This is a genomic window from Cryobacterium mannosilyticum, assembly GCF_004402705.1.
Taxonomy (GTDB): domain Bacteria; phylum Actinomycetota; class Actinomycetes; order Actinomycetales; family Microbacteriaceae; genus Cryobacterium; species Cryobacterium mannosilyticum.
Window position 1 is genome coordinate 260,197 of the sequence record NZ_SOFM01000007.1, and the last position, 25,115, is coordinate 285,311.

Consider the following 25,115-nt stretch of genomic DNA (forward strand, 5'->3'; position numbering starts at 1 on the left):
CTTCCTGCGTTGAGGCGAGCCTGTCCTTGCTGGCGCGGCGCGCCGCCCGGGGGAACAATATGAGCATGTCGTCTCTCCTCGGTGCCGTCAGGCGCTACCCGCTCGTCGCGACCACGGTCATCCTCGGGCTGGTCGGCGTCGTGCTCGCGCTGGCCGGGCTGCCCGACGCCGTCCGCTGGCTGTTCAGCGGGTTCGGGCTGGCCGTGGCCGCCTACGAGGCCGTCGGCATGATGCGGCAGCTGCGCCGCGGAACATTCGGCATCGACTTCCTCGCCATCACCGCGATCATCGCCACCGTGCTCGTCGGCGAGTACGTCGCCACCATGATCATCGTGCTCATGCTCACCGGCGGCGCGGCGCTGGAGGACTTCGCGGTGAACCGTGCCAAGCGCGAGCTCAACGCCCTTCTTCAGCGTGCGCCGCAGATCGCGCACCGGCACTCCGCCGACTTCGCAGAGGTCGAAGACGTGCCTGCTACGGAGGTGCGCGTGGGCGACCACCTCCTGGTGCGCCCGGCCGAGATCGTGCCCGTCGACGGGGTGCTCGTCACCGACAGCGCCGCGTTCGACGAATCCTCCCTCACCGGGGAAAGCCTGCCGGTCGAGCGCGTCACCGGCGACGCCATCCTCAGCGGGTCGATCAACGGCCAGGCCGCGGCGACCATCCGCGCCACGGCGACGGCGGCCAACAGCCAGTACCAGCAGATCATCGCGCTGGTCGAGGAGGCGGCGGCGAGCAAGGCGCCGGTGGTGCGCCTCGCCGACCGGTACGCGGTGCCGTTCACCGCGGTGTCGCTCCTGATCGCCGGGCTGGCCTGGCTCCTCGGCGGCGACCCGGCTCGTTTCGCCGAGGTGCTCGTCGTCGCCACCCCCTGCCCGTTGCTGATCTCCGCGCCGGTCGCGTTCATGGGCGGTATGAGCCGCGCCGCCCGCAACGGCATCATCGTCAAGGGCGGCGGGGTGCTCGAGACCCTGTCGCGGGCGAAGACCGTCGTCTTCGACAAGACCGGCACGCTCACCCACGGCACGCCCGCCATCGCCCGGGTGATCCCGGAGGCGGGCTTCGGCGAGGACGAGCTGCTGGCGCTCGCCGCGTCGGCCGAGCAGTACTCCTCGCACGTGCTCGCGGCATCCGTGATCGCGGCCGCCCGCGCCCGTGGACTCGCCCTGACCTCCACCGACACCGCCAACGAGGTCCCCGCCAACGGTGTCGTCGCCCGGCTCGGGACCTCCGAGGTCACCGTCGGCAAGCTGTCCTACGTCAGGGACCGGGCGCCGGACGCCGTGGCCACCCCGCTCGACGGCGGCGAACTCGCCATCTACCTCGCCGTCGACGGCCGGTTCGCCGGGAGCATCGTGGCCAGCGACCGGCTGCGCGGCAACGCCAGGCAGACGATGGCCGAGTTGCGGGCGCTGGGCATCACCGAGACCGTCATGCTCACCGGGGACGCCCGCCCGACGGCGGAGCACATCGCGGCACTGGTCGGCATCGAGAGCGTGCAGGCCGACTGCCTGCCCGTCGACAAGGTCGACGCGGTGCGCGGCCTCACCCGGCGCCCGGTGATCATGGTCGGCGACGGGGTGAACGACGCGCCGGTGCTCGCCGTCGCCGACGTCGGCATCGCCATGGGTGCCAAGGGTGCGACGGCGGCCAGCGAATCTGCGGACGTGGTCATCCTGATCGACGACCTGTCGCGCACCTCCCGCGCCGTCGCGATCGGCCAGGACACGATCCGGATCGCCCTGCAGAGCATCTGGCTGGGCATTGCGCTGAGCCTGGCCCTGATGATCCTCGCCGCCGTCGGGTTCATCCCCGCCACGATCGGCGCCCTGCTGCAGGAGTTCGTCGACCTGGCCACGATCCTGAACGCGCTGCGTGCGATCGGCGGCCGCCGGGATGCCGCGGTGAAGGCCCAGGCGAGGGCTGAACTGCCCGTCGGCAGTTCAGCCCTCGTGCACTAGCCACCCGCTGGCGCGGGTCGCCGGTGGGTTCTACGGTGGCTGCATGACCTATCTCGAGCGGCCCGTCCCCGAGCCACTCGCCCCTGCCGTGACCCGGGTCTGGTATCTGGAGGCGGAAACGGCCGCCCGCTTCGAGCGGATCTTCCCGCAACCTGCCGTGCACTTCATCCTCAACCTGTCCGGTCCGTATCTCCTGCTCGATCAGGGTGCGGGGCAGGTGCGTTCCTTCCCGGCCGGTTTCCTCTCCGGGCTGCAACGCCGATACCTGACCATCCAAAGCCCGCCGGTGATCCGGCACATCGGTGTGGAGCTGGCTCCGTTCGGCCTCGCCCGGTTCAGCACGCTCCGCGCAGAAGCGCTGGCCGGCACCGTCACAGACAGCCAGGGCCTGATCGGCGACACCACGGCGTTGCGGGACGCGGTGCGGGCGTCGCTGGCGGCGACCCCGGGCGAGCCCGGCCACGCTGCGGCGCTCGACCTGGTGCTGGCTCACCTGCAGGCCTGCGCCAGGCCAGGCCGGGTGCCGCCGGCCGGCATCCTCCGTGCCTGGGCGCGGGTCCAGACCGACCCCGATGAGCCGGTCGCATCGATCGCGGCCGGCGCCGGGCTGAGCCACCGCGCGCTCATCGACGGGTTCAGAACCTGGTGCGGAGTGACCCCCAAGGTGTTCGCCGACATCGTGCGATTCCGGCAGTTCGTCGCCGCTCTCCCGCTCGACGGGCCGATGCCGCCGTGGTCCGAGTTCGTCGGGGCATCCGGCTACTACGACCAGCCTCACTTCATCCGGGTGTTCCGTGCGTTCACGGGGTTCACCCCGTCCCGCTACCTCGAGATCGTGGCTCGCTACGGCACCGACTACGCCGCCTTCGTGCCGCTGGACACCCCGGGGGACGAGACGGAAAAATATACAAGCCGGGCCGCCGACCGATTGCTACCGTGATGCGTCGGAAAGAGGAATCATGGATGCCCCACTCAATTGGCTCGCGGTCCTCCTGGCCGCCGCCTCCACCTTCGTCATCGGCGGGCTCTGGTACTCGCTGCTCTTCGCCGGGCCCTGGCAGCGCGCGGCCGGCCTGAGCGATGAGCAGCTGACGACAGGGTCGGCCCGGATCTTCATCGGCTCCTTCCTGCTGGCCCTGGTGATGGCCGCCAGCCTGGCGGCGTTCATCGGAGACGCAGGTTTCGTCTTCGGAGTGTTCGCGGGCGCGGCGGCGGGACTCACCTTCGTCGCGGCGGCGGTCGGGGTGACCTACCTGTTCGAACGACGGAGCCTTCGCCTGTTCGCCATCAACGCGTCATTCAGCGTGCTGTCGTTCACCGTGATGGGCGCCATCATCGGTGCGCTGCAGTAGCCGGTGCGCGGCGCGGCGGCCGAGGCCGTAGCCTGAGGGGATGCGACGCATCCGCCTCAGCTCAGGAGCCACACGGCCCGGGGCGGCCCCGAAGCCGCGGCTCTCCCGCGAGGTGGTCGTGCTCGGCGTGATCGCGTTCTTCGTGATGGTCGGCTTCGGCGTCGTCGTGCCCGTGCTGCCGGTCTACGTGCGCAGCTTCGGGGTGGGCAACCTGGAGATCGGCGCCGTCGTCTCCGCGTTCGCGCTGATGCGCTTCGTCGCGAGCCCGTTCTGCGGCCGGCTGATCGACTGGGCCGGCGAGCGGGCGATCCTGACGACGGGCATCGGGATCGTCGCGCTCTCCAGCGGCCTGGTCGGCGTCGCCCAGAACTACCCGCAGCTTCTCCTGCTCCGCGGGGCCGGCGGCATCGGGTCCGCCATGTTCACGGTATCCGCGATGACCCTGCTCCTCGGCTCCACCTCGCCGGGCATCCGCGGCCGCGCGATCGGCTTCTACCAGGGCGGGTTCCTCCTCGGCGGCATGGCCGGCCCCGCGCTCGGCGGCCTCCTCGCCACGATCTCCCTGACCGCGCCGTTCTTCTTCTACGCCGGCACGCTGACCGTGGCCGGCATCCTCGGGCTCCTGCTGCTGGGCCCGAGCCGGCGCACCGGGGTCGACGAGGCGGGCGTCGCCGTGCCGAGGGTCCCGTTCCGCACCGTGCTGCGCGACCCCCGCTTCCGGGCGGCCTGCCTGGCCAACTTCTCCCAGGGCTGGACCTCCTTCGGCGTGCGGAACGCCCTCATCCCGGTGCTCGTGGTCGAGGTGCTCCGGGGCCCCAGCTCATGGACCGGGATCGCCTTCGCGTTCGCGGCCGTGGCCCAGACCGTCGCGCTCGCCCCCGCGGCCCGGTTCGTCGACACGGTCGGCCGCCGCCCGGCCATCATCGGGGCGTACGCGCTGGCCGCCGCGACGATCATGGCGGTGCCGTTCGCGCCTGACATCGTCGTGCTCACCGGGCTGCTCTGCGTCTACGGGGTCGCCTCGGCGTTCATGGGCACCGCCCCGGCGGCCGCGGTGGGCGACGCGGCCGGCGCCGGCGGGGGCCGCCCCGTCGCGGTGTTCTCGATGTTCTCCGACTTCGGCGCGATCATCGGCCCGCTGGTCGCCGGGTTCCTCGCCGACCGGTTGTCGTACCCGATGGCGTTCCTGGTCGGGGCGTTGTTCTTCCTCGCGACCTCGCTCTACGCCACCCGGATGCCTCGCGAGGCCCGCCGGGCCTGACCCGGCTAGCGCAGTTCGGAACGGCCGGTGAGCACGCCGCTCACCGTCGCCACCAGGGCGAAGACCACGCCGACCAGCGGCAGGCCCAGGTCCCACCAGGCGAGCGCCGCGGCGCCGAAGACGGCGATCTCGACGACGGCCTTGCCGAACGGGTCGAGGGTGAACACGGCCTTGGGGGAGCGGAAGAGCGCCCAGAGCAGCACCGCGACGGCCGGGGCGGCGATGCCGACGAGCACGCCGGGCCAGGGCAGCGGCCACGCCGCGAAGCCCCAGAAGCCGAGGGTGACGAACGCGAAGAGTTCGAGCAGGAACCGCAGGATGTCGTTGGCGCCGACCTGCGCGCGGGTATTTGTCACGTGCCCAATCCTAGCGAGCCGCCGGGTGTCGGCAGGCTCGGCCGCCGGTGGTCGAGCCTGCCGAGACCGGTCGCCCCGCGGAATCCCGGGTCAGCGGAAGATGATGGTTCGGGCGCCGTCCTGCAGCACCCGGTGTTCGGCGAACCAGGTCACCGCCTGGGTGAGCGTGCGGCTTTCCTCGTCCTGCCCGATCGAGACGAGCTCGGCCGGGGTGCGGGAGTGGTCCACCCGCACGACGTTCTGCTCGATGATCGGCCCCTCGTCGAGGTCGCCCGTGACGAAGTGCGCGGTCGCGCCGATCAGCTTCACCCCGCGGGCGTGGGCCTGCTTGTAGGGGCTCGCACCCTTGAACCCGGGCAGGAACGAGTGGTGGATGTTGATGGCGCGGCCCTCGAGCACCTCGCACAGCTCGGGGGAGAGGATCTGCATGTACCGGGCCAGCACGACCAGCTCGATGTCCTCCTCCTCGATCGCCTCGACGACGCGGGCCTCGAACGCGGCCTTGCTGGCGGCATCCGTGATCGGCAGGGACTCGAACGGCACGCCGTAGAAGCCGACCAGGTCGCGCAGGGTGCCGTGGTTGGACAGCACCAGCGGCACCTCGATCGGCAGCTGGCCGCCGCGCTGGCGGAAGAGCAGGTCGTTGACGCAGTTGCCCGCCGTCGACGCGAGCACGAGGGTGCGGACCGGACGGCCGACGACGTCGATGACGGACTCCATCGCGTACCTCTCCACCACCGGCGCGAGCTCGGCCTCGAGCTCCTCGCGCGGTGCGGGGCACTCCACCTGCAGCCGCATGAAGAACCGGCCGGTGTCGGCGCTGGTGAACTGCTGGCTCTCGGTGATGTTGCCGCTGGCCCGCACGATCGCGCCGCTGACCGCGTGCACGATGCCCGGCTGGTCGACGCAGACGAGGGTGATCACCCAGTGGTGACGTGTGCGGGGCGCAAGCGTGGAAGTCATCCGACTAGGTTACCGGCCTCCCCGGCCGCTCGGATTTCACGTCGGGTAGACTGGGCAGTGGTCGGCGCAGTACGCCGGCCCCGGGCGCGCACGTCGGCGCGCAGTCAATCCGGACCGGCCCCGCTGCGACAGAGCGGCGGGCGCCACTGTTCCCGTCTGTGAGCCACAGCCACCATGTCATTCACCGCGCCCATCACCCTGCCATCGTCAGACCCCTCCGGCGAACGGGGCAGCCCCGGCCAGACGCCGGGCCCGTTCCCGTGGGTGGGGCTGATCGCCCTCGCCGCGGCCGTGTTCCTGTCGGTCACCTCCGAGATGCTGCCGACCGGCCTGCTGCCGGACATGAGCCGGGCCCTCGGGGTCAGCGAAGCCCAGGTGGGGCTGCTCGTCTCCTGGTTCGCCTTCACCGTGGTGCTCACGAGCACCTCCCTCGCCCACCTCACCCGCCGGCTGCCCCGGCACGGCCTGATCGTGCTCGTGCTGGTCGTGCTCGCCATCAGCAATGTGCTCACCGCGATCGCCCCGAACTACGCCTTCATGGTGGGCGGGCGCATCCTCGGCGGCATGGCGCACGGCCTGTTCTGGGCCGTGGTCGGCGCCTACGCGGCGCACCTGGTGCCCCGGGAGCAGATCGGCCGGGCCGTGGCGATCACGGTGTCCGGAGGCACCCTCGCGTTCGTGTTCGGCGTTCCGCTGGCGACGGCCGCCGGCCACCTGCTGGGCTGGCGGCTCTCCTTCGTCGCCCTCGCCGGGTTGATGCTGGTGGGGGCGGTCGTCGTCTGGCGGTTCCTGCCGCGCGTGTCGCACTACGGCGCCCGCCGCACTCCGGCCGAGCGAGCCGCGCTCGCCGACGCCGCGCCCGCAACCGCGGCGACACCGGCCGAACCGCGCCGCGACCCGACCATGCCCGCCGTGATCCTGCTCTCTGCCATCACGGCGCTGACCATGGTCGGGCACTACACCTTCTACACCTACATCGCCCCGTTCCTGATCGACGGGCTCGGCGTGGACGGCGCCGCCGTCGCGCCGCTCCTGTTCGCCTACGGGATCGCCGGCGCGGTCGGGCTGGTGCTCTCCGGCACCGTGTTCGGTCCCAGGCCCCAGCTCGGACTGGTCGTCGGCATCACGGTCTCCGCGCTGAGCGTCACCGTCCTGGCGCTGTTCGCGTCGACGCTGCCGGTCGCCATCACCGCCTTCGTGCTCTGGGGGCTGGCCTTCGGCACCCTGCCGCCGCTGCTGCAGACCAGGCTGCTGCGCACCGCCTCCCGGCGCATCCGCGACACGGCCAGCGCCATCTACACCACCGCCTTCAACGCCGGCATCGGCGGCGGGGCGCTGCTCGGCGCCGCCCTGCTCAACACGGTGGGCATGGACGCCGTGCCGGTGACCTACATCGGCATCCTGGTGCTCGCCCTCGTGCTGGTCATCGTCAGCGACGCGGTCACCCGCCGCCGCTCCGCCTGAGCCGCGCCGCCTGAGCCGCGCCTGGGCAGGTCGGCGACCGGGCGCCGGCCGTCAGCCTGCGCCTGGGGAACGTGCCTACTCAGGCTTCGAGCGTCGGCCGTCCCGGTCGGAGAACGGCCGGTTGGCGACCACCGGAATCCGGCCGGTGAAGCCCTCGCGGGCCGCGGCGATTTCGAGGATGCGGCCGCGGCAGGCATACCAGCCGGCGACCAGAGCCGGGATGATCACGATGAGAGTGCCGATGGTCAGCGTGCCGGTCGGCCAGTCGAAGGCCATCAGCACGAGCACGCCGACGAGGAAGACGAGCGTGACGTAGCCCGTGTACGGGGCCCCCGGCATCCGGAACGCCGGTCGCGCCAGGATGCCCTTCTTCGCCCAGGCCTGCAGTCGCAGCTGGCAGAGCACGATCATGCCCCAGGCGCTGACGATTCCGATGGCCGCCATGTTGAGCACGATCTCGAAAGCCTGGTCCGGCACGATCGCGTTCAGGCCGACGCCGGCGAGCGTGACGAAGCCGGTGAGCAGGATGCCGCCGAACGGCACCCCGTTGCGGCTGATTTTGCCGGCGAACCCGGGGGCAGATCCCGCGAGCGACATCGAGCGCAGGATGCGTCCGGTCGAGTAGAGGCCGGCGTTCAACGAGGACAGGGCCGCGGTCAGCACGACCAGGTTCATGATCACGTCGACGCCCTCGATCCCGATGCTGCCGAAGAAGGTGACGAACGGGCTCTCGCCGGCCTTGTAGCTCGTATAGGGGAGGAGGAGGGAGAGCAGCAGGATCGAACCGACGTAGAAGATGGCGATCCGCACGATGACCGTGTTGATGGCCCGCGGCATGACCTTCTCCGGGTTCTCGGTTTCGCCGGCGGCCGTGCCGATGAGCTCGATCGAGGCGTAGGCGAAGACGACGCCCTGCACGACGAGCACGGAGGCGAGCAGGCCGCCGGGGAACCAGCCGCCGTTTCCGCCGATCAGGTCGAAGCCGACCTGGGCGCCGTCGACGGGGGTGCCGAAGATGACCATCCAGGTTCCCACCAGGAGGAAGGAGACGATGGCCACGACCTTGATCAGCGCGAACCAGAACTCCATCTCGCCGAACACCTTCACCGAGAGGAGGTTGAGGCAGAGCACCACGGCGAGGGCGATCAGCGCGAACAGCCACTGCGGAACGGCCCCGATCGGCGCCCAGTACTTGGCGAAGAAATTCATGTACAACGCCACGGCGGTCACGTCGACGATCGCCGTCATGACCCAGTTCATCCAGTAGAGCCACCCGGTGACGAAGGCGGTCTTCTCACCGAAGAACTCGCGTGCGTAGGAGACGAACGAGCCCGAGGAGGGACGGTGCAGCACGAGCTCGCCCAGGGCGCGCAGAATCAGGAACGCGAAGAACCCGCAGATGGCGTAGACCATGACGAGCGAGGGGCCGGTGCTCGCCAGCCGGCCGCCGGAGCCGAGGAACAGCCCGGTGCCGATGGCCCCGCCGATCGCGATCATCTGCACCTGGCGGGCCTTGAGACCCTTGTGGAGCCCGTCGTCCTCGTGGACGCTGAGGGCGTCCGAGATGTGCTCGAGCGGGGTCTCCTTGGGGAGGCCGTGGTGTTCCCGATGTTCTCCGTGCCCGGTTTCGTGCGGGGCTGGAGGCTGTTCGGGCCCGTGGGTGGTGCTCGTCATGGGGCCGCTTCCGTCGTCCGGTTTTGGCCAACACTATCGCGCGAGGGCTTCCCGGCTCCTGTCGGGGACCCCCGGACATGGCAACCCGAGGCAGGCATCCGGTACACTGGATCTGACACTCTGACGGGGAGAGCCGGGAGGCCGCATGGCGACAATCCTCCTGATTTTCCTGATCCTGTCGCTTTTCACGCCGGCCCTGACCCGTCGCCTCGGCCCCCGCGTGTTCTACCTGATCGCCCTGCTCCCGGCGGCGGCGTTCGTCTTCACCCTCGGCCAGACCGGGCTCGTCACCCGTGGCGGGGCGGCCACCGAGAGCATCCCGTGGATCCCGCAGCTCGGCGTGGCGCTCTCCTTCCGCGTGGATTCGCTGGCCTGGCTGCTGGCCCTCGTCGTCACCGGGATCGGCGCGCTCGTGCTCGTCTACTGCGCGCGCTACTTCGCCGCCGACGAGCCGGCCCTCGGCCGTTTCGCCGCCTGCCTGCTCGCGTTCGCGGGCACCATGTACGGGCTGGTCACCGCCGACGACATCGTGGTGATGTTCATGTTCTGGGAGATCACCAGCGTGCTCTCCTACCTCCTGATCGGCCACTACACCGTCAAACGGGAGAGCAGGGGCGCGGCGCTGCAGGCGCTCCTGGTGACCACGTTCGGCGGGCTGGTCATGCTCGTCGGCGTGGTGTTGCTCAGCGTGGCGGCCGGCACCACCTCGCTCGCGCTGCTCGTGGCCGAGCCGGTCACCGGACCGGTCGCCGGCTGGGCGGTGCTGCTGATCCTGGTCGGCGCCCTCTCCAAGTCGGCGCTGGTGCCTTTCCACTTCTGGTTGCCGGCGGCGATGGCCGCCCCCACCCCGGTCAGCGCCTACCTGCACGCGGCGGCGATGGTCAAGGCCGGCATCTACCTGGTCGCCCGGCTCGCGCCGGGCTATGCGGACACCGACGGCTGGCTGCCCGTGCTTGTGACGATCGGCGTCTGGACCATGCTCGTCGGCGCGTGGCGGTCGCTGCGCAAACACGACCTCAAACTGGTGCTGGCCTACGGCACGGTCAGCCAGCTCGGCTTCATCATGGTCGTCGTCGGCTTCGGCAGCAGGGACGCGGCGCTCGCCGGGGCGGCGCTCCTGCTCGCCCACGCCCTCTACAAGGCGGCGCTCTTCCTCGTCGTCGGCATCATCGACCACCGCGCCGGAACCCGCGACCTGCGACGGCTCTCCGGCCTCGGCCGCAGCGCACCCGCGCTCGCCGTGATCGCGCTCATCGCCGCCGCGTCGATGGCGGGGCTGCCGCCGCTGCTCGGCTTCGTCGCCAAGGAGGCCGTGTTCACCGCGTTCCTCGAGGCAGGCCTGGCCGGCGACGGCTGGGGGTGGGTCGCCCTGCTGGGCACGGGCCTCGGCTCGGTGCTGACCGTGGCGTACAGCATCCGTTTCTTCTGGGGCGCGTTCGGCACCCGGTCCGCGATGGCGCCCACCGCGCTGCACCCGAGCCGGTGGGACTTCGCCCTCGCGCCGGGCCTGCTCTCCGTCGCCACCCTCGCGTTCGGACCGCTGAGCGGCCTCCTCGACCCGATGCTCTCGCCCTACGCGGACACGGTGGCCGGCGGCGGCGACTACCACCTGGCGCTCTGGCACGGACTCGAGCCGGCCCTCCTGATCAGCACCGTGGTCGTGCTGGCCGGCGCCGCCCTGTTCTGGCAGCGGCTGCGGGTGGCCCGGGCGCAGGCGAGGGTGCCGGCCTGGATCGACGCCGGGCGCGGCTACGGGTCCCTCGTGCGGGCCGTCGACCGTTCGGCGGCCCGGGTCACCCGGTTCGCCCAGCACGGCGGCCTCCCGCAGTACCTGGGCACGATCCTCGTCGTCTTCGTGCTCGCCCTCGGCTTCGCGGCGTCGGTCAACCGCAGCTGGCCCGAGACGCTCGTGCCCTGGGACTACCCGGGCCAGGTTCTGATCGCCCTGGTGATGGCGGTCGCGGCGGTCGCGGCCGCCCGGGTGGTCAAACGGATGACGTCGGTGCTGCTCGCGGGGGTCACCGGCTATGGTCTCGTGGCGCTGTTCGCCCTCCACGGCGCCCCCGACCTCGCCCTGACCCAGGCGCTGGTCGAGACCATGACCCTCGTCGTCTTCGTGCTGGTGCTGCGGCGGCTGCCGCCCCGGATCATCCAGCACAACCGCCCGGCCCACCGGCGGCGGCGCGCCCTGATCGGCGTCCTGGTCGGTGGGGTGATGGGCACCATCGCGGTGATCGCCCTCGGCGCCCGCCAGGACCCGGGCATCGCTGCGGAGCTGCCGCGCCTGACGCTCGAGGCCCACGGCACCAACATCGTCAACGTCATGCTCGTGGACATCCGGGCCTGGGACACGATGGGGGAGATCGCCGTGCTGATCGTCGTCGCCACCGGCGTCGCCAGCCTGCTTTTCGTGTCGGGGCGGGCCGTGCCGCTGCCGCGGCTGAAGGGCTCCCGAAGCCAGCGGTCGCCGCGCAACCGGCGACGCATCGTCGCCGACCCGCAGGCGTCGTCCGCCGGCCACGCCGTGAGCCGTCAGTCGTTCCTGCTGGCCGGCCGCACGATGCCCGAGGGTGACCGGTCGATCCTGATCGAGGTGCTGGTGCGCCTGCTCTTCCACCCCGCGATCATCGTGTCGGTCTACCTCCTCTTCGCCGGCCACAACGCGCCGGGCGGCGGGTTCGCCGGCGGTCTGCTGGCCGGCCTCGCGCTCGTCTCCCGCTACCTGGCCGGCGGCCGCTACGAACTCGGCGAGGCCGCGCCGATCGACCCGGGAAAGCTCCTCGGGCTCGGCGTCGTGCTCGCGGTCGGCACGGCGGTGGCGTCCCTCTTCTTCACCGGGATACCCCTGGAATCGGCCTATGCCGCCGTCGAGGTGCCCGTGCTCGGGCGGCTCTCCTTCGGCACCTCCACCCTCTTCGATATCGGGGTCTACCTGGTGGTGATCGGGCTCGCCCTGGACATCCTCCGCAGCCTCGGCAGTGAGATCGACCGGCAGAGCGAAGCGGGCGAATCGAGCGAATCGAGCGAATCGAACAAGGCGGAACCCGCATCCGCCCCCGTGAGCGCGCCGGCGCCGGAGGTGCTGCCGTGAGCGCGTCCCTGACCCTGGTGGTGCTGATGGCCGTGCTCTACGCCGCGGGCGTCTACATCATGCTCGAGCGCAGCCTCACCCGGGTGCTGATCGGCTTCGTGCTCGTCGGCAACGCCACCAACCTGCTCATCTTCCTGATGAGCGGCCGCCCGGGCGGCTCCCCGATCATCACCGGCACCGTCCAGGACGCGGGGATGGCCGATCCGGTGCCGCAGGTGCTGATGCTGACGGCCATCGTGATCAACTTCGGGATCACGGCGCTCATCCTCGCCCTGATCTACCGGTCCTGGTGGCTGGCCCGGCTCGGCGACGCGGGCGACGACCTCGCCGACGAGCACGCCGGCGAGACCACGTCGTCGGCGGAGGAGAACTTCCGCTCCTCCTCGGACGACGACGACGCCGTGCAGGCGTCCCTCGACGCCGGCGAGGAGGAGGCCCGGTGAACGCGATGACCATCCTGGTGCCCCTCGTCGTCGCGATCCCGCTGATCGGCGCGGCGATCACCCTCGCCCTCGGCCGGCGGCACAGCCGGCAGATCGCGGTGAGCGTCGTCTCGCTGACCCTGGTGGTGCTGGCCGGCGCGGTGCTCCTCGTTCTGGTCGACCGGCACGGCCCCGCCGTCGTGCACGTCGGCGGCTGGCAGGCGCCGTGGGGGATCGTTCTCGTCGTCGACCGGCTGTCGGCCCTGATGCTGCTGATCTCGGCGCTGATGCTGCTCGGCGTGCTGCTCTTCGCGGTCGGCCAGGGCATCGTCGACGGCGACAGCGAGACCCCCGTGTCGATCTTCCACCCCAGCTACCTGGTGCTGGCGGCCGGCCTGTTCAACGCGTTCATCGCGGGCGACCTGTTCAACCTCTACGTCGGGTTCGAGATGCTGCTCTCGGCCAGTTACGTGCTGCTCACCCTCGGCGGCACGGGAGCCCGCATCCGGGCCGGCGTCACCTACATCGTCGTCAGCCTGGTCTCTTCCGTGCTCTTCCTCAGCGCGATCGCGCTGATCTACGGCGCGACCGGCACGGTGACCCTCGCCCTGCTGGCCGAACGCATCCCGGCGCTCCCGTCCGGGGTGCAGCTCATCCTCGGGCTGATGCTGCTGCTCGCCTTCTCGGTGAAGGCCGCCGTGTTCCCGCTGTCGTTCTGGCTGCCGGACTCCTACCCGACCGCCCCGGCCCCGGTCACCGCCGTGTTCGCCGGCCTGCTCACCAAGGTGGGCGTCTACGCCATCCTGCGCACCCAGACGCTGCTCTTCCCCGAGAACCCGTTCTCGGTTCCGCTGCTGGTGGTGGCGATGCTCACCATGCTGGTCGGCATCCTCGGCGCGCTCGCCCAGGCCGACATCAAACGGATGCTGTCGTTCACCCTGGTCAGCCACATCGGCTATCTCATCTTCGGCATCGCCCTCGGCACCCCGCTCGCCCTCGCAGCGACCATCTTCTACCTGGTGCACCACATCTCCGTGCAGACCACCCTGTTCCTCTGCGCCGGCCTGGTCGAACGGGTCGGCGGCACCACCTCGCTGGCCCGGCTCGGCGGGATGCTCAAGGCCGCGCCCGTCGTCGCCGTGCTCTTCTTCATCGGCGCCCTCAACCTCGGCGGGATCCCGCCGTTCTCCGGCTTCCTCGGCAAGCTCGCGCTGTTCCAGGCCGGAGCCGAACTGGGCACACCCCTGGCCTACGCGGGCCTCGCGGCGGGCGCGGCCACCTCGCTGCTCACCCTCTACGCGCTGACCCGGGCCTGGAACATGGCGTTCTGGCGTCCCCGCCGCGAGGTGGAGAACTACGAGTCGAGCATGCTCGACCGACTCGCCGACGACCCGCACGATGAGGGAACGGTCATCACCAAGACCGTGTCACCACTGATGGTCGGGGCCACGGCGGCCATGCTCACGCTCACGCTCTGCCTGACCGCCTTCGCCGGCCCCGTCTTCGCCTTCGCCGCCCGCGCCGCCGCGGACATCGAGGCCCCCGCCACCTACCTCGACGCCGTCTTCCCGAACGGAACGCCATGAGCACCCCCCGGCAACGCCTCGCCGCCGCGGTGAGCCAGGCACCTTTGTTCCTCGGGCTCGTCGCCCTGTGGATGCTGTTCTGGGGCCGGTTCGGCTGGCTCGAGCTCCTCACCGGAACTCTGGTCGCGGGGCTGGTCTCGATCATCTTCTACCTGCCCGCGGTGCAACTGAGCGGGCGGCTGAACCCGTGGCACAGCGCCCGGTTCCTCCTCCGCCTGCTCGCCGACATCGTGCGGGCCTCGGTGCAGGTGGCCGCGCTCGCCCTCTCGCCGCGGTACCGCCCCGGCAACGCCGTCCTCGCCGTCGGGCTGAACACGCGCAGTGACCTGATCCTCACCTGGACCGCCGTGGCCACCTCGGTCGTGCCGGGCTCGATCGTGGTCGACGTCGACCGGGTGAGCTCGACCCTCTACCTGCACGTGCTGAACGTGCACACCGCCGGGCAGGCCGATCGGTTCCGGGCGAGCGTGCTCGCAACCGAGCGGCGGATCGTGCGGGCCTTCGGTTCACGTGAGGACGTCGAACGGATCAGGGCCTGCCCCGCCGGGGCGGCTGCCGCCCCCGAAAATCGTGACGGAGCCTGATGATGGAGATCGTGGTCATCGTCGCCGGGGTCTTGTTCGGCGCCGGCGCGCTCTGCGCCGTCTACCGGATCATCCGCGGTCCCACCGTGCTGGACCGGGTGGTCGCCTCGGACGTGCTCGTCGCCACCGTGATCTGCGCGCTCGGCGCCGAAATGGCGGTCGACCGCCACACCGACAACCTCCCCGTGCTGCTGGCGCTCGCGTTGTTCGCCGTGCTCGGCTCGCTCAGCGTCGCCCGGTTCCTCACCGGCAGGGGCGACTCGTGAACGACCTGGTGCGGGACGGCGTGACCGCCGTGCTCGTGCTCGCGGCGGCCGTGATGTGCTTCGCGGCCGGGGTCGGCGTCATCCGTTTTCCCGACGTGCTCAGCCGGCTGCACGCGGCCACCAAACCGCAGATCTTCGGCTTGATCGCGGTGACGGCCGACATCGCGGTGAACGACTTCAGCCTCGGCACGGTCACCCTGGTCGTGGCCATCGTCGCCTTCCAGCTCCTCACCGCACCGATGGCGGCGCATCTGGTGGCCCGGGCCGCCTATGCCCAGGGCCCGTCGCGACCCGACCTGCTCTTCGTCGACGAGTTCGCCCCGGCTGACCGGCAGCCTCCCCGTCGCGACTGATAGGATCGAGCCTGTCGCAACTGGCGTAGCACGAAAGATGGGTCACCATCGGGGAGCGACTGACACGGTTAGTGGCCGCACGCCTGGGCCACGACGATTAATCATCACGTCGTTAACCAATTCGTCTAAGGAGACCCCGTGTCCGATTCCGTGCCATCCACCGTTCTGAACTCCACGTTCAACGAGCCCCTCGAGGTCGTCGATCCCGAGATCGCCGCCGTGCTCGAGCAGGAGCTCGGCCGCCAGCGCGACTACCTCGAGATGATCGCCAGCGAGAACTTCGTGCCCCGCGCCATCCTGCAGTCGCAGGGTTCCGTGCTCACCAACAAGTACGCCGAGGGCTACCCGGGCCGCCGCTACTACGGCGGCTGCGAGTACGTCGACGTGGCCGAGCAGCTCGCGATCGACCGCGCGAAGGCCCTCTTCGGCGCCGAATACGCGAACGTGCAGCCGCACTCCGGCGCCACCGCGAACGCCGCCGTGCTGGCCGCCATCGCCACGCCCGGCGACACCATCCTGGGCCTCGAGCTCGCCCACGGCGGCCACCTCACCCACGGCATGAAGCTCAACTTCTCCGGCAAGCTCTACAACCCGGTCGCCTACGGCGTCGACCCGGAGACCTTCCGCGTCGACATGGATGTGGTGCGCGACAAGGCCCTCGAGCACAAGCCGAAGGTCATCATCGCCGGCTGGTCGGCCTACCCGCGCCACCTCGACTTCGCGGCCTTCCGCCAGATCGCCGACGAGGTCGGCGCCCTGCTCTGGGTCGACATGGCCCACTTCGCCGGCCTCGTCGCCGCCGGCCTGCACCCCTCGCCCGTGCCCTACGCGGATGTCGTCTCCAGCACCGTGCACAAGACGCTCGCCGGACCGCGTTCCGGTTTCATCCTCTCCCGCGACATGACCCTGGCGAAGAAGCTGAACTCCAACGTCTTCCCGGGCCAGCAGGGCGGCCCGCTGATGCACGTGATCGCCGCGAAGGCCACCGCGTTCAAGCTGGCGGGCGAACCCGAGTTCAGGGAACGCCAGGAGCGCACCCTCCGCGGCGCGAGCATCCTCGCCGCCCGGCTCACCGCCGACGACTCGAAGGCCGGCGGAGTCGACGTGCTCACCGGGGGCACCGACGTGCACCTCGTGCTCGCGGACCTCCGCAACTCGCCGATCGACGGCCAGCAGGCGGAGAACGCGCTGCACGACGTCGGCATCACGGTCAACCGCAACTCGGTCCCGTTCGACCCGCGCCCGCCGATGGTCACCAGCGGCCTGCGGATCGGCACACCCGCCCTCGCGACCCGAGGCTTCGACGACGCCGAGTTCACCGTCGTCGCCGACGTGATCGCCGAAGCGCTCAAGCCGGACGCCGACATCCAGGGTCTCCGGGCCCGGGTCAAGGTGCTCACCGAGGCCTTCCCGCTGTACCCGGGCCTGCAGCAGTAGCCCCCTGTCTGGTCAAATTCGACGGAGATTTTGGGAAAATCGTGGGTTTGAAGCCCGTGTCAAGGGTTTTCAGCCAGAATCTCCGTCGAATTCGACCGGGCGGAACGGCCGAATTGGTTTGGCGAGTGCGGAGTTCTGCCGCGGTCGCGAGTTCTGAAGGATTGGATCACCCATGAGCGCAATCACCCTCGACGGCGTCGCGACCGCGACGACGATCAAGAACGAACTGATCGACCGCATCACCGACCTGCGGGCGCACGGGGTCGTGCCCGGGCTCGGCACCCTGCTCGTCGGCGACGACCCCGGCTCCCGCTCGTACGTCGCGGGCAAGCACCGCGACTGCGCCGAAGTCGGCATCGAGTCGATCCGGATCGACCTGCCGGGGTCGGCGACGAGCGCGGATGTCCGCGCCGCCATCAAGGACCTCAACGCCAGCCGCGAAGTGACCGGCTACATCATCCAGCTGCCGCTCCCCGTCGGCCACAACGACAACGCCATGCTCGAACTCATCGATCCGTCCAAGGACGCCGACGGCCTGCACCCGACCAACCTCGGCCGGCTAGTGCTCGGCATCGAGGGCGAACTGCGCTCGCCCCTGCCGTGCACCCCGGCGGGCATCGTCGAACTGCTGCGCCGCTACGAGGTGCCGATCGTCGGCCGCAAGGTCGTCGTCGTCGGCCGCGGCCTCACCGTCGGCCGCCCGCTCGGCCTGCTCTTCACCCGCAAGGGCCTGGACGCCACGGTCACCCTCACCCACTCGCGCACCGTCGACCTGGCCGGCGAGGTGCGTCGCGCCGACATCGTCGTCGCGGCGGTCGGGGTGCCGCACCTGATCCAGGCCGACTGGGTCAAGCCGGGCGCCGCCGTGCTCGATGTGGGCATCACCCGGGTGACCGACCCGGAGACCGGCAAGGGCCGGCTGACCGGGGACGTGCATCCGGATGTCGCCGAGGTCGCCGGCCACCTCTCGCCCAACCCGCGCGGCGTCGGGCCGATGACCCGTGCCATGCTGCTGAGCAACGTCGTCAAGGCCGCCGAGCAGGCCCTGCGCCCCTGACGGGCCGCCCTGAAGTACGCTCGGGAGAACGAGCGTGAAACCGGAGGTCGCCAGCCATGTCAGAGCCGACAGCGATGAGCGGTGCGATGCCCGCACCCGCGCCCGCGCCGGGAACCGGACCGAGCGTGCGACTGGCCCTGTTCCAGGGCCGGGCCGAACCGCTGGACCTCCCGGCGAACCTCGCCATGCTCGATCAGGCGGCCGGAGAGGCCAGGGCGGCCGGCGCCGACCTGCTGCTCACCCCCGAGCTCTTCGCCACCGGGTACGCCCCCGAGCTGATCCGCGACTCGGTCACGGCCGCTGCGGCCGCCGACCTCGACCGGGACCTGGCCGGCATCGCGGCCCGGCACGACATCGCCCTCGTCTACAGCGCGCCCGGCCAGGGACCGGCTGAGGCGCGCGGGATCACGTCCGCCCTCGTCGACCGCACCGGCCGGGTGCTGGCGCGCTACGTGAAGTCGCACCTGTTCGGGCCCGAGGAACGGGCGAGCTTCCGGCCCGGCACCGCACCGCCTCCGGTTGTCGACTTCCTCGGCCTGAAGATCGCCCTGCTGATCTGCTATGACGTGGAGTTCCCCGAGGTCGTGCGTGACGCCGCCCTGCACGGCGCGACCCTCGTGCTCGTGCCGACGGCGCTGACCCGCGGGTATGAGAACGTCGCCCGGGTGCTCGTGCCGGCCCGGGCCCTCGAGAACGCCGTCACGGTCGCCTACGCCAACCACGTCGGGGTCGAGGCCGGGCTCGACCTGGCCGGGGCCAGCGTGATCGTCGGACCCGACGGCAACATCGTCGCGGACGCCGGCCGGGCCACGGGCCTCAGCTACGCGACCGTCACGGCCGCCGGGCCCGACGTGGACTATCTCGCCGACCGCCGGCCGGAGCTGTACCGGTCCTGGACCGACGCGGAGCACGACCGCGGCGGCAACTCCGCCTGAGCCCCGGCCCCCCGGGTCTGCCCCGGTCAGCCCCGGTGCCCCGGTCAGCCCAGGTAGCGCAGCGCGATCACCAGCTCGGCGCGCACCTCGGCGTCATCGAGGTCGCGGTCGAGCACCGCGCCGGCCTGCAGCACGTGCCGGCGCACGCTGTTGCGGTGCAGGCCGAGGAGACGACCGGATGCGTCCCAGTTGCCGTTCTGGGACAACCAGGCCCGCAGCACACCGAGCAGCAGCTCCGCCCGGGCAGGGGGCAGGCTCGTGACCGGTGCGAGCAGGGCGCGCGCGAAGACCTGCCCGGCCTCGCGGCCGATGAAGGCGTGCACGTCCCGGTGGCCGTCCTCGACCAGCACAGACCTCGCATCCGTCACCGCCCGGTGGCGCAGGGCGGCGGCCTCATCGTGGGACCCCGGCAGGTCGCGGGCGGCGACGGCCCGGCCGACCACGAACACCCAGCCGAGCTCCTCGAGCGGGGCCAGGTCGGCGCGGGTCACGGCCAGCGCCGTGATCGCGACCACGCCCTCGCCGGTGAGGGCCGCGAGCCGGGTCGCGAACAGCCCGCGCAGGGCGAGCAGTCGTGCGAGGGCGTCCGGTGCGGACAGGGGCGCCTCGCCGGCCGGGGCCACGCCGACGACGACCCGGAGTGGCACCGCCTGCTCCAGTCCCACCGCGTGCGCGACCAGGTCGGCGAGGGCGGCGGGCTCGGGGGCGGAGTCCAGCAGCAGGGTGACCGCGAGCTGCGCCGGGGCGATGTCGCCGGCCGTGCGCTGGCGGGCCAGCAGTTCCACCAGGCCCACCGTCGAACCCAGCACGCTCTGCTCGGCGGCGCCCCACTCCGGCCGGTGCCCCACGACCAGCGCGCCCAGGTTCGTGCCGTCGACGCTTCGCACCGGATGCGCCACCGCCGCGAGGCCGGTCTCGTCGGCGAGGTCGACCGCCACCCGGGGTCCGGAACCGGTCAGGAGCCGGTCGAGCACCGGGGCGAGCCGGTGCGCGTCGGGCGCGCCGGGCGACTGCGCCCTGACCTGCCGGTTGGCTCCCAACAGCACAGCCCAGGTGGCCAGGCGATCGGCCGCCACCATCAGGAGCTCGTGCTCCGGCCGGGGCTGCATCGTGGCCCGCATCAGGCGCTTGTTCGTGTCGGCGAGCGACTTGAGGGTCTCGACGCGTTTGAGCTCGAGGATCTCGGCGAAGGTGCGGGTGACCATGACGAACGGTGTGCCCTGGGCCACCACGAGCAGGGGCAGGGCCGCATCGGCGCAGGCGTCGACCAGTTCGGGCGGCACCTCGGAATGCACCGGGCTGAGGCCGAGGCCGAGCGCGCCGACCCGGGCCGCCACGAGGCGGGCGACGTAGTCACGGATGCCCGCCGCGTCGCCCGGTGTGATCGGGGTGCCCGCGGTGAGGAGCAGCTCGCCGCCGAGCAGGAACGGGGCAGGGTCGGCCAGCTCGCTGCAGGCAACCCACCGCAGTAGGGTGGGAGGGGCCGTCGCAGGTGCGGCCCTGACCCGCCCGGCCAGCCGCGAGAGCAGCTGGGCAAGGGTTATCGTCGGCAGCCCGTCGGTTGAGGCTGGCAGCATCGTCCCATCATGCCTGCAGCATTGGAGCCCGTCAATTTGATCCCCGCGCAGCCCGCTGGTGCGAATGGCCACCGAACCGGGCAGCGCCGGGCACTCCGCCCGCCGGGCCGGGCAATCCCGCAACCTACGCTGGCGACACCACCATCTTCAACGTCGGAACGGACTGTCAATGACGACCACTAGCCTGCCCCGAACCGAGGCGAAAACCTCCCTGCGCACTCAGCTGGGCCGGCGTAAACCGATCGACCGGCTTCCGCACCCCGACGAGTCGCCCCTGCCGCACGGCGACCTCAAGCGCAGCCTCGGCCTCTGGCAGCTCACCATGATCAGCGTCGGCGCCACGCTGGGCACCGGCATCTTCGTGATCCTCGGTGCGTCGATCCCGCTCGCCGGGCCGGCGATCTGGATCGCCTTTCTGGTCGCCGGGGTCGCGGCCCTGCTCTCCGCCCTGTCCTACGCCGAGATGGCCAGCTGCGTGCCGGCATCCGGTTCGAGCTATTCCTACGTCTACGCGACCATGGGCGAGGGCATCGCCTGGGTCTGCGGGTGGTGCCTGGTGCTCGAGTACGCCGTGTCGATCGCTGCCGTCGCCGTCGGCGCGGGCCAGTACATCAACGAGAGCCTCGCGACGTTCGGCCTGCACCTGCCGGACGCGATCGCCCAGCCGCCCGGCTTCGGCGGAGTGGTGAACCTGCCCGCCGCCGGTCTCGTGATCCTGTCGATGCTGCTGCTCATCCGTGGCGCGAAGGAAAGCGCCTGGGTGAACACGGTGATGGTCGGCGTCAAGATCGTCATCCTGCTCATCTTCGTCGCGATCGCGTTCACTGCCTTCTCCGCCCGGAACTTCGAACCGCTCGCCCCGATGGGAGTCGCCGGGATCTCCGCGGCCGCATCCCGGCTGTTCTTCTCCTACATCGGCTTCGACGCCGCCTCCACCGCGGGGGAGGAGGCCCGGAACCCCCAGCGCGACCTGCCGAAGGCCATCATCCTGTCGATGCTGATCATCACCGGCATCTACATCCTGGTCGCGGTCGCCGCGATCGGGGCCCGGCCGTGGACCTGGTTCCACAGCGGCGAGGCGTCCCTCGTCGTCATCCTTCAGCAGCTCACCGGGCAGCCGTGGGTCGCCTTGCTGTTCTCCGTCGGGGCCGTGATCGCCATCGCCAGCATCGTGCTGACCGTGCTCTACGGCCAGACCCGGATCCTGATGACCATGTCCCGGGACGGCATGGTGCCCAGGGTGTTCGGCCGGATCTCCCCGCGCACCAACACCCCCGTCGCCGGCACCCTCATCGTCGGGATCGTTGTCGCGGTCGCCGCCGCCCTGATCCCGCTCGGCGAGCTCGCCGATGCGACCAGCATCGGCACGCTCTGCGCCTTCGCGCTGGTCAACCTGTCCGTGATCTACCTCCGCCGGGCACGGCCCGAACTCCGGCGCTCCTACCAGGTCCCGTTCTACCCGTTGGTCCCGATCGCGGGTTTCGCCATGTGCGTCCTGCTCATGATCACCCTGGGCGGCACCACCTGGCTGGTCTTCGGAATCTGGATGCTCATTGGCACCGGCTTGTATTTCCTCTACGGTCGGAAGCACTCCGTCGTCGGTGCCCTGAGCGCCGAGGATTACGCGGAAGCATCCGACTTCTCCCTGTCGACAGTGAAGGCATCACAATGACAATGGCATCCGAACTCCCTCACCCGCCGGTGCCCGGCGAGGCCGCGCGCCCGCCGATCACCATGCTGAACGCGGACTTCCCGTTCAGCTACGACCACTACCTGGCGCACCCGGCCGGGCTCGGCCGGGTGCCCGACCTCAAGCTGGGCACCGAGGTGGCCGTCGTCGGCGCCGGGCTGTCCGGCGTGATCGCCGCCTACGAGCTGCTCCGGCTGGGCCTGAAGCCGATCGTCTACGAGGCCGCCCGGATCGGCGGCCGGCTGAAGACGGCCGAGTTCTCCGCGGCGCCCGGCGTGGTCGCCGACCTCGGCGGCATGCGCTTCCCCGAGTCGGGAAAGGCGTTCTACCACTACGTCGACACGGTCGGCCTGGAGACCCGGGAGTTCCCGAATCCGCTGTCCGCCGTGACGCCGAGCACTCTGATCGAGCTGGAGGGCAAGGCCCACTATGCGGAGACGGCCGACGACCTGCCGCCGTTCTTCACCGAGGTTGCCGAGGCCTGGCGGCGGGCACTGCGCGAGGAGGTCGACTTCGATGCCATGCAGGACGCTCTCCGCACCCGTGACGTCGCCACGATCAAGCGGATCTGGAACCGGATCGTCGCCGAACTCGACGAGCAGACCTTCTATGGTTTCATTGCCGGCAGCGCCGCTTTCAGGGAGAAGTCCTTCGCCCACCGGGAGGCCTTCGGGCAGGTCGGCTTCGGCACAGGCGGCTGGGACACCGACTTCTCCAACTCGATCCTCGAGATCCTGCGGGTGGTCTTCACCGACGCGGACGACAAGCACCGGCGCATCCTCGGCGGGGCGCAGCGGCTGCCCGACGGCCTCTGGTCGCACGCCCCCGACGACCTGGTGCATTGGCCGAAGGGTACCTCGGTCGCGAGCCTGAACGGCGGGGTGCCGCGCGGCGCCGTCGCCTCGATCAAGCGGGGCGAGGACGGCGGCATCCGGATCACCGAGAAGTGGGGGGCGACTCGCGAATTCGAGGCGGCCATCGTCACCTGCCAGTCCTGGCTGCTCTCCGCCCGGATCGACACGGAGGAGACTCTCTTCGCGCCGGAGATGTGGACGGCGATCGAGCGCAGCCACTACATGCAGTCGTCCAAGACCTTCGTCATGGTGGACCGCCCGTTCTGGAACGACATCGACCCGGAGACCGGCCGGCACGTGCTGAGCATGACGCTGACCGACCGGCTGCCGCGGGCGACCTACCTGCTCGACGACGGCCCGGACAAGCCCGCGGTCATCCTGCTCTCCTACACCTGGAACGACGACGCGCTGAAGTTCCTCTCGCTCAGCGCGGACGAGCGCACCGACCTCATGCTGCACTCGCTGAAGAAGATCTACCCCACCGTGGACATCGCCTCCCACATCGTGGGTGAGCCGATCACGGTGTCGTGGGAGGCGGACCCCAACTTCATGGGCGCGTTCAAGAACAACCTGCCCGGTCATTACCGCTACCAGGAACGGCTCTTCGGGCACTTCGTGCAGGACGGATTGCCGGAGGCGCAGCGCGGCGTCTTCCTCGCCGGCGACGACATCTCCTTCACCGCGGGCTGGGCCGAGGGCGCGGTGACCACGGCCCTCAACGCGGTCTGGGGCACGGTGCGGCACCTCGGCGGGCAATCGGCGGCCGAGAACCCGGGACCCGGCGACGTCTGGGACGAACTGGCGCCGGTCGTCCTGGACTGACCGGCTGGGGGTGCCGGCTGAGGGTGCCGGCTCGCCGTTCGAGTCGGCCCCTGCTGGCTCAGTCCTGCGTGGCGGCGAAGGAGCCGGAGTGCAGGGCGGAGTGCTCCCGATAGGCCTCGGCGTTGTGACGGATGCCGGCCACCTCGTCATCCGTCAGTGCCCGGCGCACCTTCGCCGGCACGCCGGCAACCAGCGAATGCGGCGGCACGACGCTGCCCTCGAGCACGACGGCCCCCGCGGCGATGAGGGAGCCCGCGCCGATGACGGCGCCGTTGAGGATGGTCGCCGACATGCCCACGAGCACGTCGTCCTCGATCGTGCAGCCGTGCAGCACGGCGCCGTGGCCGACGGAGACGCCCTGGCCGACGATCAGCGGGAAGCCGTGATCGACGTGGCAGGAGACGTTGTCCTGCAGGTTCGAGCCGGCCCCGATCCGGATCGGCTCGGCCTCGGCGCGGAGCACCGCGTTGTACCAGATGCTGGCGTGCTCGGCCAGGATGACGTGGCCGACGAGCACGGCGCCGGGGGCGACGAACGCGGTGGCGGCCACGCTCGGTCCGGGGCGGTCGGAGAGGGTGATGATGCGGGCGGCGTTGTCGGCAGTCATATGCGCCAGCCTAGTGCGCGGCCTCCCCGCGCGGCCGACCTCGCGTCCGGCTTCGCCCGCGCATCTGCCCAGCATCTGCACCGCCGAACTGTGAGAAATGCGCCCCGAGAACCGGCTCTACTCACAGTTCGGCGAAGATTCAGCGGCGCTGGGGTCGGGCGGGGCGGGCGAGGAACGGCGGATGCCGGCAGAGGCCGGGTGGGACGTCTAGTCTGGCTGCATGGTCAACACCGCTCATCCCGCCGTCGACCGGGTGCGTGCGGCACTTCGCGGCCACGGCCTCGATCCCGAGATCCGCTGGTTCGACGACGCGGCCACGACCGCGCCGGCCGCCGCGGCCGCGCTCGGCATCGAGGTCGGCGCGATCGCGAACTCGCTCGTCTTCCTGCTCGACGACGAGCCGCTGCTGGTCCTGACCTCCGGCGCCCACCGGGTCGACGCGCAGTGGCTGGGGGAGCGCCTCGGCGGCACCATCGGTCGCGCGTCGAAGGACATGGTCAAGGCTGCCACCGGTCAGGTGATCGGCGGGGTCGCCCCGGTGGGGCATCCGTCGCCGCTTCGGACACTGGTGGATGTCGCGCTCGCCGAGTTCCCGGTGGTCTGGGCCGCCGCGGGCCATGCCCACACCGTCTTCCCGACCACCTTCGACGAGCTGGTGCGGATCACCGCCGGCGAACCGACCGTCGTGGCGCCCTGAACGTCCCGCACCCCTGAACGTCCTGCTCCTCCAAGCGTCCCGAGCACCGCCGAGCTGTGAGAAAGTCCGCCCTTTGCCCCCGGGGTTTCGGCGGCCTTTCTCACAG

General features: G+C 71.0%; 22 protein-coding genes and 1 riboswitch. Of the genes, 17 read left to right on the forward strand and 5 right to left on the reverse strand.

The window, feature by feature from the left end:
• The first annotated feature begins 65 nt into the window (after positions 1 to 65).
• From E3O32_RS02675 to E3O32_RS02690, 4 genes are read left to right on the forward strand one after another with little or no spacing between them, the layout of a single operon-like run.
• The gene (locus E3O32_RS02675; RefSeq protein WP_134506720.1) at positions 66 to 1,961 is read left to right on the forward strand and encodes a heavy metal translocating P-type ATPase; all 1,896 of its coding nucleotides are present in this window, start codon (positions 66 to 68) and stop codon (positions 1,959 to 1,961) included.
• A gap of 43 nt (positions 1,962 to 2,004) precedes the next feature.
• A complete protein-coding gene (locus E3O32_RS02680; protein ID WP_134506722.1) occupies positions 2,005 to 2,901 on the forward strand; it encodes a helix-turn-helix domain-containing protein in 897 nt (298 codons plus the stop codon).
• Between the two features lie 19 nt (positions 2,902 to 2,920).
• Positions 2,921 to 3,313, forward strand: coding sequence for a DUF1761 domain-containing protein (locus E3O32_RS02685; protein ID WP_134506724.1), 393 nt, complete (start codon positions 2,921 to 2,923; stop codon positions 3,311 to 3,313).
• A 40-nt stretch (positions 3,314 to 3,353) separates the two neighbouring features.
• A complete protein-coding gene (locus E3O32_RS02690) occupies positions 3,354 to 4,574 on the forward strand; it encodes an MFS transporter (protein ID WP_134506726.1) in 1,221 nt (406 codons plus the stop codon).
• A gap of 5 nt (positions 4,575 to 4,579) precedes the next feature.
• On the opposite strand, the gene E3O32_RS02695 is transcribed toward E3O32_RS02690, so the two are convergent.
• Complete coding sequence (locus E3O32_RS02695) at positions 4,580 to 4,930, reverse strand: YrdB family protein (protein ID WP_241974488.1); 351 nt, start codon at positions 4,928 to 4,930, stop codon at positions 4,580 to 4,582.
• Positions 4,931 to 5,020: 90 nt separating this feature from the next.
• Positions 5,021 to 5,893 carry a formyltetrahydrofolate deformylase gene (purU, locus tag E3O32_RS02700; RefSeq protein WP_134506730.1) on the reverse strand — a complete coding sequence of 291 codons (873 nt, stop codon included), beginning with the start codon at positions 5,891 to 5,893 and terminating at the stop codon, positions 5,021 to 5,023.
• 174 nt (positions 5,894 to 6,067) lie between these two features.
• Here purU and E3O32_RS02705 point away from each other — a divergent pair, with 174 nt between their 5' ends.
• Positions 6,068 to 7,357 carry an MFS transporter gene (locus E3O32_RS02705; protein ID WP_134506732.1) on the forward strand — a complete coding sequence of 430 codons (1,290 nt, stop codon included), beginning with the start codon at positions 6,068 to 6,070 and terminating at the stop codon, positions 7,355 to 7,357.
• A 75-nt stretch (positions 7,358 to 7,432) separates the two neighbouring features.
• Here the strand turns inward: E3O32_RS02705 and E3O32_RS02710 are convergent, their stop codons facing one another.
• Positions 7,433 to 9,031, reverse strand: a complete 1,599-nt coding sequence (locus E3O32_RS02710) for an amino acid permease (protein ID WP_134506734.1) — start codon at positions 9,029 to 9,031, stop codon at positions 7,433 to 7,435.
• 145 nt (positions 9,032 to 9,176) lie between these two features.
• Here E3O32_RS02710 and E3O32_RS02715 point away from each other — a divergent pair, with 145 nt between their 5' ends.
• The 9 genes from E3O32_RS02715 (at position 9,177) to E3O32_RS02755 (ending at position 18,762) form a co-directional block, all read left to right on the forward strand.
• Positions 9,177 to 12,122: a Na+/H+ antiporter subunit A gene (locus E3O32_RS02715; protein WP_134506736.1), complete on the forward strand. Its 2,946-nt coding sequence runs from the start codon at positions 9,177 to 9,179 to the stop codon at positions 12,120 to 12,122.
• The gene (locus E3O32_RS02720) at positions 12,119 to 12,565 is read left to right on the forward strand and encodes a sodium:proton antiporter (RefSeq protein ID WP_134506738.1); all 447 of its coding nucleotides are present in this window, start codon (positions 12,119 to 12,121) and stop codon (positions 12,563 to 12,565) included. The genes E3O32_RS02715 and E3O32_RS02720 overlap by 4 nt, the downstream gene beginning before the upstream one ends.
• Positions 12,566 to 12,570: 5 nt before the next feature.
• Positions 12,571 to 14,130, forward strand: a complete 1,560-nt coding sequence (locus E3O32_RS02725) for a Na+/H+ antiporter subunit D (RefSeq protein ID WP_134506933.1) — start codon at positions 12,571 to 12,573, stop codon at positions 14,128 to 14,130.
• The gene (locus tag E3O32_RS02730) at positions 14,127 to 14,714 is read left to right on the forward strand and encodes a Na+/H+ antiporter subunit E (RefSeq protein ID WP_134506740.1); all 588 of its coding nucleotides are present in this window, start codon (positions 14,127 to 14,129) and stop codon (positions 14,712 to 14,714) included. The genes E3O32_RS02725 and E3O32_RS02730 overlap by 4 nt, the downstream gene beginning before the upstream one ends.
• Entirely contained in the window at positions 14,714 to 14,980 is a 267-nt protein-coding gene (locus E3O32_RS02735; protein WP_134506742.1) for an MrpF/PhaF family protein, read from the forward strand. Before E3O32_RS02730 ends, E3O32_RS02735 begins: the two co-directional genes overlap by 1 nt.
• Positions 14,977 to 15,333: a monovalent cation/H(+) antiporter subunit G gene (gene mnhG / locus E3O32_RS02740; protein WP_241974490.1), complete on the forward strand. Its 357-nt coding sequence runs from the start codon at positions 14,977 to 14,979 to the stop codon at positions 15,331 to 15,333. The genes E3O32_RS02735 and mnhG overlap by 4 nt, the downstream gene beginning before the upstream one ends.
• A 6-nt stretch (positions 15,334 to 15,339) precedes the next feature.
• Positions 15,340 to 15,429: riboswitch (ZMP/ZTP riboswitch) on the forward strand.
• 42 nt (positions 15,430 to 15,471) lie between these two features.
• Positions 15,472 to 16,770: a serine hydroxymethyltransferase gene (gene glyA / locus E3O32_RS02745; protein ID WP_134506744.1), complete on the forward strand. Its 1,299-nt coding sequence runs from the start codon at positions 15,472 to 15,474 to the stop codon at positions 16,768 to 16,770.
• Between the two features lie 172 nt (positions 16,771 to 16,942).
• Complete coding sequence (locus E3O32_RS02750; protein ID WP_134506746.1) at positions 16,943 to 17,827, forward strand: bifunctional methylenetetrahydrofolate dehydrogenase/methenyltetrahydrofolate cyclohydrolase; 885 nt, start codon at positions 16,943 to 16,945, stop codon at positions 17,825 to 17,827.
• Between the two features lie 56 nt (positions 17,828 to 17,883).
• On the forward strand, positions 17,884 to 18,762 hold the full coding sequence (locus E3O32_RS02755; RefSeq protein WP_241974498.1) for a nitrilase-related carbon-nitrogen hydrolase: 879 nt from the start codon (positions 17,884 to 17,886) through the stop codon (positions 18,760 to 18,762).
• Between the two features lie 44 nt (positions 18,763 to 18,806).
• On the opposite strand, the gene E3O32_RS02760 is transcribed toward E3O32_RS02755, so the two are convergent.
• On the reverse strand, positions 18,807 to 20,339 hold the full coding sequence (locus tag E3O32_RS02760; RefSeq protein WP_134506748.1) for a PucR family transcriptional regulator: 1,533 nt from the start codon (positions 20,337 to 20,339) through the stop codon (positions 18,807 to 18,809).
• A gap of 169 nt (positions 20,340 to 20,508) precedes the next feature.
• On the opposite strand from E3O32_RS02760, the gene E3O32_RS02765 reads away from it, so the two are divergent.
• Positions 20,509 to 22,011 carry an APC family permease gene (locus E3O32_RS02765; RefSeq protein WP_134506750.1) on the forward strand — a complete coding sequence of 501 codons (1,503 nt, stop codon included), beginning with the start codon at positions 20,509 to 20,511 and terminating at the stop codon, positions 22,009 to 22,011.
• Entirely contained in the window at positions 22,008 to 23,705 is a 1,698-nt protein-coding gene (locus tag E3O32_RS02770) for a flavin monoamine oxidase family protein (RefSeq protein ID WP_134506752.1), read from the forward strand. The genes E3O32_RS02765 and E3O32_RS02770 overlap by 4 nt, the downstream gene beginning before the upstream one ends.
• A 58-nt stretch (positions 23,706 to 23,763) precedes the next feature.
• Here E3O32_RS02770 and E3O32_RS02775 read toward each other — a convergent pair whose 3' ends face one another.
• A complete protein-coding gene (locus E3O32_RS02775; protein ID WP_134506754.1) occupies positions 23,764 to 24,312 on the reverse strand; it encodes a gamma carbonic anhydrase family protein in 549 nt (182 codons plus the stop codon).
• Between the two features lie 220 nt (positions 24,313 to 24,532).
• On the opposite strand from E3O32_RS02775, the gene E3O32_RS02780 reads away from it, so the two are divergent.
• A complete protein-coding gene (locus E3O32_RS02780; RefSeq protein WP_134506756.1) occupies positions 24,533 to 25,009 on the forward strand; it encodes a YbaK/EbsC family protein in 477 nt (158 codons plus the stop codon).
• Positions 25,010 to 25,115 lie beyond the last annotated feature (106 nt).

Bases quoted from the DNA above. Each gene is read 5' to 3' on its own strand.
- E3O32_RS02730 (WP_134506740.1), top strand. From the start codon at position 14,127: ATGAGCACCCCCCGGCAACGCCTCGCCGCCGCGGTGAGCCAGGCACCT.
- E3O32_RS02770 (WP_134506752.1), top strand. From the start codon at position 22,008: ATGACAATGGCATCCGAACTCCCTCACCCGCCGGTGCCCGGCGAGGCC.
- E3O32_RS02735 (WP_134506742.1), top strand. From the start codon at position 14,714: ATGATGGAGATCGTGGTCATCGTCGCCGGGGTCTTGTTCGGCGCCGGC.
- E3O32_RS02775 (WP_134506754.1), bottom strand. From the start codon at position 24,312: ATGACTGCCGACAACGCCGCCCGCATCATCACCCTCTCCGACCGCCCC.
- E3O32_RS02755 (WP_241974498.1), top strand. From the start codon at position 17,884: ATGTCAGAGCCGACAGCGATGAGCGGTGCGATGCCCGCACCCGCGCCC.
- purU (WP_134506730.1), bottom strand. From the start codon at position 5,893: ATGACTTCCACGCTTGCGCCCCGCACACGTCACCACTGGGTGATCACC.
- E3O32_RS02780 (WP_134506756.1), top strand. From the start codon at position 24,533: ATGGTCAACACCGCTCATCCCGCCGTCGACCGGGTGCGTGCGGCACTT.
- E3O32_RS02750 (WP_134506746.1), top strand. From the start codon at position 16,943: ATGAGCGCAATCACCCTCGACGGCGTCGCGACCGCGACGACGATCAAG.
- E3O32_RS02675 (WP_134506720.1), top strand. From the start codon at position 66: ATGTCGTCTCTCCTCGGTGCCGTCAGGCGCTACCCGCTCGTCGCGACC.
- E3O32_RS02690 (WP_134506726.1), top strand. From the start codon at position 3,354: ATGCGACGCATCCGCCTCAGCTCAGGAGCCACACGGCCCGGGGCGGCC.
- E3O32_RS02725 (WP_134506933.1), top strand. From the start codon at position 12,571: ATGACCATCCTGGTGCCCCTCGTCGTCGCGATCCCGCTGATCGGCGCG.
- E3O32_RS02765 (WP_134506750.1), top strand. From the start codon at position 20,509: ATGACGACCACTAGCCTGCCCCGAACCGAGGCGAAAACCTCCCTGCGC.
- E3O32_RS02715 (WP_134506736.1), top strand. From the start codon at position 9,177: ATGGCGACAATCCTCCTGATTTTCCTGATCCTGTCGCTTTTCACGCCG.
- E3O32_RS02680 (WP_134506722.1), top strand. From the start codon at position 2,005: ATGACCTATCTCGAGCGGCCCGTCCCCGAGCCACTCGCCCCTGCCGTG.
- E3O32_RS02760 (WP_134506748.1), bottom strand. From the start codon at position 20,339: ATGCTGCCAGCCTCAACCGACGGGCTGCCGACGATAACCCTTGCCCAG.
- E3O32_RS02685 (WP_134506724.1), top strand. From the start codon at position 2,921: ATGGATGCCCCACTCAATTGGCTCGCGGTCCTCCTGGCCGCCGCCTCC.
- E3O32_RS02705 (WP_134506732.1), top strand. From the start codon at position 6,068: ATGTCATTCACCGCGCCCATCACCCTGCCATCGTCAGACCCCTCCGGC.
- E3O32_RS02710 (WP_134506734.1), bottom strand. From the start codon at position 9,031: ATGACGAGCACCACCCACGGGCCCGAACAGCCTCCAGCCCCGCACGAA.